Annotated in this window: 4 protein-coding genes; all 4 read left to right on the forward strand. The window is 70.0% G+C overall.

Going from position 1 to position 11,395, the window contains the following annotated elements; all coding sequences use genetic code 11:
- Window positions 1–185: 185 nt before the first annotated feature.
- Genes DID96_RS13765 through glgX form a run of 4 tightly spaced genes read left to right on the forward strand, consistent with a single transcriptional unit; the run spans window position 186 to window position 11,386 of the window.
- A complete protein-coding gene (locus tag DID96_RS13765; protein WP_124599850.1) occupies window positions 186–3,638 on the forward strand; it encodes a maltotransferase domain-containing protein in 3,453 nt (1,150 codons plus the stop codon).
- Window positions 3,635–7,048 (forward strand): maltose alpha-D-glucosyltransferase, encoded by a 3,414-nt coding sequence (gene treS, locus DID96_RS13770; RefSeq protein WP_409333778.1) that lies wholly within the window; start codon window positions 3,635–3,637, stop codon window positions 7,046–7,048. The genes DID96_RS13765 and treS overlap by 4 nt, the downstream gene beginning before the upstream one ends.
- Window positions 7,045–9,243 carry a 1,4-alpha-glucan branching protein GlgB gene (gene glgB / locus DID96_RS13775; protein ID WP_124599851.1) on the forward strand — a complete coding sequence of 733 codons (2,199 nt, stop codon included), beginning with the start codon at window positions 7,045–7,047 and terminating at the stop codon, window positions 9,241–9,243. The genes treS and glgB overlap by 4 nt, the downstream gene beginning before the upstream one ends.
- Window positions 9,244–9,271: 28 nt before the next feature.
- Window positions 9,272–11,386 (forward strand): glycogen debranching protein GlgX, encoded by a 2,115-nt coding sequence (gene glgX / locus DID96_RS13780; protein ID WP_124599852.1) that lies wholly within the window; start codon window positions 9,272–9,274, stop codon window positions 11,384–11,386.
- Window positions 11,387–11,395 lie beyond the last annotated feature (9 nt).

An 11,395-nucleotide genomic window follows, 5' to 3' on the forward strand; every position in this document is an offset into this window, starting at 1 on the left:
GTCCAATATGCACGAGCTGTACGATCCCCATCCGGCCATCGCCGACAGCGCAAATCGCCAACTGTGTAAAAACTCCATGCCGGATTTCATGGCCGGTACGCCACGTCGGGCGTCGTCCGCCGGGCACGCACATTGCGCCGCACCACGCATCGTTGACTATCTGCGCCGCACCGGCGTTTCGTCCGATGGATTCCGACCCGACCTTCGCTCCGCATATCTACTTTTGCGACGCGCGCCTCGTCGGTCCGCCCGACGCGTGGTCGCCGCTGTTCGAGCACGTGGCGGGCATGGGCTTTGACCACGTGCTCGTCGGTGCCTTCTGGTCTGCGAGCCGTGCGGGCTTCTCGCGCCACGTGTCGGACCCCGACCGCGCTGCCGACGCGTTCGGCACGCATGCCGACGCGCTCGATACGCTGGCCCGCCTCGCGCAGGCCGCGCACGAACACGGGCTGCGCGTGCTGCTCGAGGTGGTGCTCGACCGGATCGCGCGCGACAGCCCGCTGCGTGACGCCCACCCGGACTGGTACGTCGAACGCATCCGCGACGATGCGCGGATCGACCCACGCAGCGCAGCGCAGGCGCACGACGCCGTGCACGCGAACCTCGGCGCGCCCGACGCACGCGACGCGCTGTCGGCGTGGTGGCGCGCGCGCCTCGTCGCACTCGCGCAAGCCGGCGCCGCCGGCTTCCTGATCGACGCGCCGCAACATCTTCCGGTCGCATGGTGGCCCGGCTGGCGCGCGGTACTGCGGCGCGTGCGGGCCGATATCGCGGTAATCGCGGGCGCACCCGGCCATGCGCGGGAAGCGCTCGCACGGCTCGACGGCGCGGGGTTCGACGGCGTGTTCTCGTCGGCGCGCTGGTGGGATCTGCGCGCGCCGTGGTTCGTCGACGAGCATCGGCTGCTGCGCCGCATCGGCTCGCCGATTGCCTTTCCGGATACCTTCGACGGCCCGCGTCTCGCCGACGACTGGCGCGGCGCACCGGCCGGCCGGATTGAGCGCGCGTACCGGCGCGCACTGTGGACGGCCGCTGCGGTCGGCACAGGCTGGCTCGTGCCGATGGGCTTCGAACGCGGCGTTGCGCTGCCGCTGATGGCGCGCGACGCGCCCGCGGACCGCTATCGGGCCGCGTATCGCGAGGGCGCGTTCGACCTGTCGACGACGCTTGCCGACGCGAACGCGTGGCGACGCACGACACCGGTGGCCGCCGCGCGCGGCGAAATCGCACAACTGAGCGCGCCCGACGCGCGCGCAACCGTGCTGCTGCGCGGCATGGGGCCGTCGCTCGAACACGACGACGACGCGCTGTTGATCGCGCTGAATCCCGACCTCGATGCCGACGCGCGTGTCGATCCTTCCGCGGTGCTCACCGGCGTGCCGGGCGCATTCACGCGCTTCGCGCCGTCAGGTCCGGCCGGTAACCGGGACGCGGGAAATTCGGGAGATGTGGGAAACACGCGCAACACGGGCGATGCAGCAGACCCGGCCCCGCTCGCACCGTTCACGCTCGCGCCGGCCGCCTGCCTGTTGCTGCGCGCACAGCCCGCCGCGCCGGTCACGGCGCCAGCCGACGCCGCGCGCGACCGCGCCGCGCTCACGACTGCACTCGCGGCGGACCGGATCGCGATCGAGCGGGTCGAACCGTCGGTCGACGGCGGCCGTTTCGCGATCAAGCGCGTGATCGGCGAACGCATCGTCGTGCGCGCCGCGATCTTCTCGGACGGCCACACGCATCTCGCGGCCGCGCTCGCGTGGCGCGCCGCCGGCGAGCGCGACTGGCGCGAGGCGCCGTTCGTCGCCGAGCCGAACGACCAGTGGCGCGCCGAGCTCCGGCCCGATCGGCTCGGACGTCACGAATTCCGCGTGATCGCGTGGCGAGACGACTGGGCGTCGCTCGTCGCCGACGTCGCGAAAAAACGCGCGGCGGGCCAGGACGTCGGGCTCGAACTGCTCGAGGCACAGGCGCTGCTCGCCACCGCGATCGCGCGCGCGCACGTCGACGACGAACGGGCCTTGGCCGACGCGCGGCGCCTGGCAGCCGAGTTCGACGACGCGGAGCCGGACGAACGGCTCGCACTGCTCGGTGCGCCGGATGCCGCGGCGGCGTTCGCCGCGCTTCGCTACCGGCCGTTCGTCACGCACGACCCGAGCGTCTACCCGGTCGACGTCGAACGCCGCGCCGCGCGCTTCTCGAGCTGGTACGAAATGTTCCCGCGCTCGGCGAGCGACGACGCGCACTGCCACGGCACGTTCGACGACGTGATTGCGCACCTGCCACGCATCCGCGACATGGGCTTCGACGTGCTGTACTTCCCGCCGATCCATCCGATCGGCACGGCTGCGCGCAAGGGACGCAACAACAGCCTGCAGGCGGGCCCCGACGATGTCGGCAGCCCGTATGCGATCGGCTCGCCGGACGGCGGCCACACGGACGTGCATCCGCAGCTCGGCACGCTCGAGTCGTTTCGCACGCTGATCGCCGCGGCGCGCGTGCACGGCCTCGAGATCGCGCTCGATTTCGCGGTGCAGTGCTCGCCCGACCATCCGTGGCTGTCCGCCCATCCAGGCTGGTTCGCGTGGCGTCCCGACGGCTCGCTGCGCTACGCGGAGAATCCGCCGAAGCGCTATCAGGACATCGTGAACCCCGATTTCTACTCACCCGACGCGATGCCCGGCCTGTGGCTCGCGCTGCGCGACGTCGTGCAGTTCTGGGTCAACACGGGCGTGCGGATCTTTCGCGTCGACAATCCGCATACGAAACCGCTGCCGTTCTGGGCATGGATGATCGCCGACATCCGCGCGCGGCATCCGGACGTCGTGTTCCTGTCCGAAGCGTTCACGCGGCCGGGCATGATGTACCGGCTCGCGAAGCTCGGCTTCTCGCAGTCTTACACGTATTTCACGTGGCGCGAGTCGAAGCGCGAGTTCATCGACTACCTGACCGAACTCACGACCAGCCCCGCACGCGAGTATTTCCGGCCGAACTTCTTCGTCAACACGCCCGACATCAATCCGCGCCATCTGCAGCATGCGCCGCAAGCGCAATTCGTGATCCGCGCGGCGCTCGCGGCGACGCTGGCCGGCGCGTGGGGGATGTACTCGGGTTTCGAGCTCTGCGAGTCGGAGCCGTTGCCCGACAGCGAGGAATATCTGGATGCAGAGAAGTACGAATTACGCGCACGCGACTGGCACAAGCACGGCCACATCGCCGACGAGATCGCGCGACTGAATCGCGCGCGGCGCGACAACCCCGCGCTGCAGACGCATCTCGGCCTCGCGTTCGTCGACTCGACGAACGACGCGGTGCTGACGTTCGTGAAGGCAACCCCTGCGTACGACAACGTCGTCGTCGTCGCGATCAGCCTCGATCCGTGGCACCCGCAGGCCGCGGATTTCACGCTGGATTCAGCGCTGTATCGCGGGCTCGGCATCGTGGACGGCGAGCCGCTCGACGCGCTCGACCAGCATTCGGCGCACACGGAAACCTGGCGCGGGCATCGCCAGTACGTCGCACTCGACCCGTATGCGCGGCCATACGCGATCTGGCGTGTCCGGCCGGCGCCGGACGCCGAGCGCGTGGTGCCCGCAGAGCCGGCTGCGGCAGCGGGTGCCGATCAGCATGGAGCACAGGAATGATGCAGCACGAAGATTCGCTTGGCGATGTCCGCCGCGCCCAGTTTCCTTCGGTCGGCCCCACCGGCACGCCGCGGCGCCGCCGCGCGCGACGGCGCGAGGCGGCGCTCTGCGCCGACGATCCGCTGTGGTACAAGGACGCGATCATCTACCAGGTGCACGTGAAGTCGTTCTTCGATTCGAACAACGACGGCATCGGCGATTTCCCCGGCCTGATCGCGAAGCTCGACTACATCGCGGAACTCGGTGTCGACACCGTGTGGCTGCTGCCGTTCTACCCGTCGCCGCGCCGCGACGACGGCTACGATATCGCCGACTATCGCGACGTGCATCCCGACTACGGCACGCTCGCCGACGTGCGGCGCTTCATCCGCGAGGCCCATGCGCGCGGCATCCGCGTAGTCACCGAGCTCGTGATCAATCACACGTCGGACCAGCATCCGTGGTTCCAGCGCGCGCGGCGCGCGAAGCCCGGCTCCGTGCACCGCGGCTATTACGTGTGGTCGGACACGGACACGAAATACGCGGGCACGCGGATCATCTTCCTCGACACCGAAACGTCGAACTGGGCGCACGACCCCGTCGCCGGCCAGTATTACTGGCACCGCTTCTACTCGCATCAGCCCGACCTGAATTTCGACAATCCGGCGGTGGTGCGCGAGGTGCTGCAGGTGATGCGTTTCTGGCTCGACCTCGGCATCGACGGCCTGCGGCTCGACGCGGTGCCGTACCTCGTCGCGCGCGAAGGCACCAGCAACGAGAATCTGCCGGAAACGCATGCGATCCTGAAGCGGATCCGCGCGACCATCGACGCCGAATACCCGAACCGGATGCTGCTCGCCGAGGCGAACCAGTGGCCCGAGGACGTGCAGGAGTATTTCGGCGCCGAAGACGAGTGCCATATGGCGTTCCATTTTCCGCTGATGCCGCGCATCTACATGTCGATCGCAAGCGAGGACCGCTTTCCGATCGTCGACATCATGCGGCAGACGCCTGCGCTCGCGCCCAGCAACCAGTGGGCCGTGTTCCTGCGCAACCACGACGAGCTGACGCTCGAGATGGTGACCGACTCGGAGCGCGACCTGCTGTGGCAGACGTACGCGAGCGACCGCCGCGCGCGACTGAACCTCGGCATCCGGCGCCGCCTCGCGCCGCTGATGGAGCGCGACCGGCGCCGCATCGAGCTGATCAATTCGCTGCTGTTGTCGATGCCGGGCACGCCCGTCATCTACTACGGCGACGAACTCGGGATGGGCGACAACATCCACCTCGGCGATCGCGACGGCGTGCGCACGCCGATGCAATGGTCGTCGGATCGCAACGGCGGCTTCTCGCGGGCCGATCCCGAGCTGCTCGTGCTGCCTCCGGTGATGGGTGCGCTGTACGGCTACGACGCGGTGAACGTCGAGGCGCAGACGCGCGATCCGCATTCGCTGCTGAACTGGACGCGGCGCATCCTCGCGACCCGTCGCTCGACGCAGGCATTCGGGCGCGGCACGATCCGCTTCCTGCAACCCGAGAATCGCAAGGTGCTCGCGTACCTGCGCGAACTCGGCGACGACGCGCCGGTGCTGTGCGTCGCGAACCTGTCGCGCGCGTCGCAGGCCGTCGAGCTCGACCTGTCCGAATTCGCGGGCCGCGTGCCGATCGAGATGACCTCCGATTCGGCGTTCCCGCCGATCGGCCAGCTCCCGTATCTGCTCACCTTTCCGCCGTACGGCTTCCTGTGGTTCGTGCTGTCCGCGCATGGACACGAGCCCGCGTGGCGGCAGCCGCACGCGCAGCCGCTGCCCGAGCTCGTGACGCTCGTGATGCGGCGCGGCGACACGCGGCCGGACATCGCGCAGCTCCAAACGCTCGCGCATGACGCGCTGCCGTCGTGGCTCGCGCGGCGCCGCTGGTTCGCGTCGAAGGACCACACCATCCGCGACGCGCGCCTCGAGGCGGTCACGCCGATTCCGGGCGAGCCGTTCCAGTATGCGGAGGCACGGGTCAACGCGGATGGCGGAGGTGGCGTCGAACGGTACGTCGTGCCGCTGGCCGCTGCGTGGGGCAGCGAGACCCCTCACCCGCTGTTCACGCAGCTCGCGCTCGCGCGCGTGCGGCGCGGCCCGACGGTCGGCTACCTGACCGATGCGTTCGCGCTGCCCGCGTTCGCGCACGGCATGCTGCGCAAGCTGCGCGCCGGCTCGACCGTGCCGACGTCCGACGGCGGGCAACTCCGGTTCCTGCCCGAGGACGGGCTCGCGGCGCTCGACCCGGGTGACGACGCGGAAGTGCGCTGGCTCGCGGCCGAGCAGAGCAACAGCTCGCTCGTGATCGGCGATGCCATCATGCTGAAGCTCGTGCGAAAGGTCGCGCACGGCGTGCATCCCGAAGCGGAGATGAGCCGCCACCTGACGCGCATCGGCTACCGGAACACCGCGCCGCTCGGCGGCGAAGTCGTGCACGTCGATCCGGACGGTGCACCGCATACGGTCGCGATCCTGCAGCGCTACGTCGACAACCAGGGCGACGCGTGGACGCGCTCGTTCGATTTCCTGAAGCGGGCCGTCGACGAACTCGCGCTGCCCGGCTCCGACGACGAGGAGCCGCCGGAGCCGGACGACGAGCCCGAGGCGATGCACGGCTATGCGGCGTTTGCCGGAGTGATCGGCACGCGGCTCGGCGAGCTGCATGTCGCGCTCGCGCAGCCGTCCGACGATCCGGCTTTCGCGCCGGCGCCCGCGACGGCCAAGCTGGTCGACGGCTGGATCGCCGACACGATCGCGTCGTTCGAACGCGCGGTCGACGTGCTCGGCACGCGGCTCGATGCGCTCGACGCGCTCGATCCGGCCTGCCGCGCGGCGGCCGAGACGCTGATCGCCTCGCGCGATGCCGCCGCGCGCGCGCTCGCGAAACTCGTGCCGCGCACGCTCGACGCGCAGTGCATCCGCATCCACGGCGATTTCCACCTCGGACAGGTGCTCGACGTGCAGGGCGATGCGCTGCTGATCGACTTCGAAGGCGAGCCCGCGCGCCCGCTCGCGCGGCGCCGGATGAAGTCGCATCCGCTGCGCGATGTTGCGGGGCTCCTGCGGTCGCTGTCGTACGTCAGCGGCATCGCGCAGTTCACGATCGAGAAGGCGCCGCAACAGGCGGCGGACCGCAAGCGCACGCTGTTCGACCGGTTCGGGCAGGCGGCCGCCGACCGGTTCGTCGACTGCTACCGCGCGGCAACCGAACAGGCGCCGGTGCGCTTCATCGATCCGCGCTACGAGGATCGCCTGCTCGCACTGTTCCTGATCGACAAGGCGTCGTACGAGGTGTGCTACGAAGCCGCGAACCGGCCCGACTGGCTCAGCGTGCCGGCGGGCGGTCTCGCGGCGCTCGTCGAGCGGCTGCTGGGCGGCGGCACCGGAGGCGCGCAATGAAACATGACCTGTTCGACCGCACCGACATCGACGCGCTGCTGCACGGGCGCCATCCCGATCCGTTCGGATGCCTCGGCCCGCATCGGGTCGGGCATCGCGTCGTCGTGCGCGCGCTGCTGCCGGGCGCCATCGGCGTGAGCGCCGTGTCTCCCGACGGCGACGCGCTCGGCACGCTGGCGCGGGTCGATCCGGCCGGCTGCTTCGCCGGCGAACTCGCGCGCGACGCGCCCTACCGGCTGTCGATCGACTGGCCCGATACGCGGCAGGTCGTCGCGGACGCGTACGCGTTCGGCACGCTGCTTGATGACGCGGCGCTCGCGCGCTGCGCGGCAGGCGCCCCCGACGCGGTGCTCGATTGCCTCGGTGCGGTGCCGGCACGGGTCGGCGACACGAGCGGCGTGCGCTTCGCGGTGTGGGCGCCGAATGCGCTCAGGGTATCGGTCGTCGGCGACTTCAACGGGTGGGACAGCCGCCGCCATCCGATGCGGCTGCGGCACCCGTGGGGCGTATGGGAGCTGTTCGTGCCGGGAATCGGCGCCGGCGAGCGCTACAAGTTCGAACTGCGTGGCGCCGACGGGCACGTGCAGGCGCAGAAGGCCGACCCGTGCGCGCGTGCGACCGAAGCGCCGCCGCGCACGGCGTCCGTCGTGACCGATTGCGCGGCGCTCGACGATTTCGACTGGCACGACGGTGCGTGGCTGGAAGCGCGGACGCACGCCGACCGGTTCCGCGTGCCGTGGTCGATCTACGAAGTGCATCCGGAATCCTGGCATCGTCAGTCGGACGAGCACGGCCGCAGCGCGACCTGGGACGAACTCGCGGGCCGGCTGATTCCGTACGTGCGCGGGATGGGTTTCACGCATGTCGAATTCACGCCGATCGCCGAATACCCGTTTGGCGGCTCGTGGGGCTACCAGCCGCTGTCGCCGTTCGCGCCTTCCGCCCGCTTCGGGCCGCCGGACGGCTTTGCCCGCCTCGTCGACCGTGCGCATGCGGAAGGCATCGGCGTGATCGTCGACTGGGTGCCCGCGCATTTCCCCGACGACCCGCATGGCCTCGCGCGCTTCGACGGCAGCGCGCTGTACGAGCACGCCGACCCGCGCGAGGGCTGGCATCCCGACTGGCACACGCACGTGTTCAACGTCGGCCGGCACGAGGTCGGCGGGTTCCTCGTCGCGTCCGCGCTCGCGTGGGCACGCCGTTATCACGTCGACGGGATCCGCGTCGACGCAGTCGCGTCGATGCTGTATCGCGACTACTCGCGCGCACCGGGCGAATGGGTGCCGAACGTGCACGGCGGCCGCGAGAACCTCGAATCGGTCGCGTTCCTGCGCACGCTGAACGACACGCTGCACGGCGCCGCCGCGCCGCCCGGCGTCGTGACGATCGCCGAGGAATCGACCGCATGGCCCGGCGTGACTGCGCCGACCGCTGGCGGCGGGCTCGGCTTCGACTTCAAGTGGAACATGGGCTGGATGCACGACACGCTCGCGTACCTGCGCGAGGATCCGGTCAATCGCCGCTATCACCACGACCGGATGACGTTCGGGCTGCTTTATGCGTTTTCCGAACGCTTCGTGCTGCCGCTGTCGCACGACGAGGTCGTGCACGGCAAGGGCTCGCTCGTCGCGAAGATGCCGGGCGACGCGTGGCAGCGGCTCGCGACGCTGCGCGCGTATTTCGGCTTCATGTGGGCGCATCCGGGCAAGAAGCTGCTGTTCATGGGCGGCGAGTTCGCGCAATGGGCCGAATTCGCGCACGACGCGACCCCGCACTGGGACCTGCTCGATTCGGCCGCGCATCGCGGCGTGCAGCGGCTCGTGCGCGACCTGAACCACGCGTATGCGACGGAGCCCGCGCTCCATGCGCTCGACTGCGACGCGGCCGGCTTCGCATGGCTGATCGGCGACGACCACTTCAACAACGTGTTCGCGTTCGCGCGGCGCGACGGCGCGGGGCGCACGGTCGTCGCCGTCAGCAACTTCTCGCCGGTCGTGCGCAGCGACTATCGGCTCGGACTGCCGGCGCCCGGCCGCTGGAACGAATACATGAACACCGACGCCGACGTGTACGGCGGCACGAATACCGGCAACGACGGCGCGGTCTGGGCGGAAGACGTGCCCGCGCACGGCGAGCCGTGGTCGGCGGCGCTGTGCTTGCCGCCGCTCGCGACGCTGTGGCTGCGCCCCGAATGAGCGGTACCCCGACAGGAGATTCGCGACCATGCCACCCGCCCTGCCCGACCGCCTCGAACCCGGCCGCGGCTATCCGCTGGGCGCGCGCTGGGACGGCCTCGGGGTCAACTTCGCGGTATTTTCCGCGCATGCGCAGCGCATCCAGCTCTGCCTGTTCGACCCGACCGGACGCAAGGAACTCGCGCGTTACGACCTGCCCGAGTGCACCGACGAGGTGTGGCACGGCTACCTGCCCGGCGCGCACCCGGGCACCGTGTACGGGTTCCGCGCCGACGGCCCGTATCAGCCGCAGTACGGCCACCGCTTCAATCCGACCAAGCTGCTGCTCGATCCGTACGCGCGCAAGCTGGTCGGCCAGTTCCGCTGGTCCGACGCGTTGTTCGGCTACCGGCTTCATTCGAACCGGGCGGACCTGTCGATGGACCGGCGCGACTCCGCGCCCGCGATGCCGAAATGCGTGGTGGTGGACGAAACGTTCGACTGGAGCAACGACCGGCGCCCAAGCGTACCGTGGCGCGACATGCTGATCTACGAGACCCACGTGCGCGGCGCGTCGATGCGCCGCGCCGGGTTGCGCCCGCCCGAACGCGGGACCTTCTCCGTGCTCGCGTCGCCGGATTTCATCGCACACCTGCGCGCACTCGGCGTGACGACCGTCGAACTGCTGCCCGTGCACGCGTTCCTGCACAGCCGTGCGCTCGTGAACCGCGGCCTGCGCAACTACTGGGGCTATGACACCCTCGCGTTTTTCGCGCCGGAACCCGCGTACCTCGCGACCCGGCGGCTCGAAGAGATGCGCATCGCGGTCCGCCAGTTCCACGCGGCCGGCATCGAAGTCGTGCTCGACGTCGTCTACAACCACACGTGCGAGGGCAACCAGCTCGGCCCGACGCTGTCGTGGCGCGGCCTCGACAACGCGAGCTATTACCGGCTCGTGCCGGGCGACCATCGCTTTCACGTCGACGAGACAGGCTGCGGCAATACGCTGAATCTCGCGCATCCGCGCGTGCTGCAGATGGTGATGGATTCGCTGCGCTACTGGGCAACCGCGTTCAACGTCGACGGCTTCCGGTTCGACCTCAGCGCGACGCTCGGCCGCGAGCACGGCGGCTTCGATCCCGGTGCGGGCTTCTTCGATGCGCTGCGGCAGGATCCCGTGCTCGCACAGCGCAAGCTGATCGTCGAGCCATGGGACGTCGGTCACGGCGGCTATCAGCTCGGGCGCCATCCGCCCGGCTTCGTGGAGTGGAACGACCGCTTTCGCGACACGGTGCGCCGCTTCTGGCGCGGCGACCCCGGCCAGCGTCCGGACCTCGCCGCCCGCCTCGCGGGGTCCGCCGACCTGTTCAACCACCAGCGGCGCAGGACCTGGGCGTCGGTCAATTTCGTCACCGCGCACGACGGCTTCACGCTCGCCGATCTCGTCGCGTTCGCATCGAAGCACAACGATGCGAACGGCGAAGACAATCGCGACGGCCAGGACGACAACTGCAGTTCGAACTGGGGCGTCGAGGGCCCGACCAACGACCCGCGGATCCGCGACGTGCGCGCGCGCGTCGCGCGCTCGATGCTTGCGACGCTGTTCGCGGCGCTCGGCACGCCCATGCTGCTCGGTGGCGACGAATTCTGGCGCAGCCAGCGCGGCAACAACAACGCGTATTGCCAGGATAACGAACTGTCCTGGCTCGACTGGCAAGCCGCACAGAGCGACGATGGCGTGCGGATGACGCGCTTCATCGCGCGGCTCGCCGCGCTGCGGCGCCTGCATCCGGTGCTGTCCGAGCCCCACTTTTTATCCGGCGAGCGCGAAGGCGCGCCAGGCCTGAGCGAGATCGACTGGTTCGACGAACGCGGCGACGCATTGACCGTGCCCGCGTGGCAGGACCGCGAGCGCCGCGCGCTGATGATGCGGCGCGTCGGCATCGCGCACAGCGGCCGCACCGAGGCGCTGCTGCTGATGCTCAATGCGTCGTCCGACGCGCTCGTGTTCACGCCGCCGCCGCCCGCGCTCGCCTACCGCGTGCTGCTCGACACCGCCGCGCCGGACACCGTGCCCCATGCGTGGCCGCTCGATGACCTCCACGTAGCCGCACACGGCGTGGTGATCGCGGTGGCAAACGTGCCGCACGGGCCCCATTCGTGAGGTTTGAGT

This window comes from Burkholderia sp. Bp8963, assembly GCF_003854275.1.
Classification (GTDB): domain Bacteria; phylum Pseudomonadota; class Gammaproteobacteria; order Burkholderiales; family Burkholderiaceae; genus Burkholderia.

What these genes read in the sequence shown, in the direction of transcription:
- DID96_RS13765 (WP_124599850.1), top strand. Translation starts at nt 186, where the DNA reads ATGGATTCCGACCCGACCTTCGCTCCGCATATCTACTTTTGCGACGCG.
- treS (WP_409333778.1), top strand. Translation starts at nt 3,635, where the DNA reads ATGATGCAGCACGAAGATTCGCTTGGCGATGTCCGCCGCGCCCAGTTT.
- glgB (WP_124599851.1), top strand. Translation starts at nt 7,045, where the DNA reads ATGAAACATGACCTGTTCGACCGCACCGACATCGACGCGCTGCTGCAC.
- glgX (WP_124599852.1), top strand. Translation starts at nt 9,272, where the DNA reads ATGCCACCCGCCCTGCCCGACCGCCTCGAACCCGGCCGCGGCTATCCG.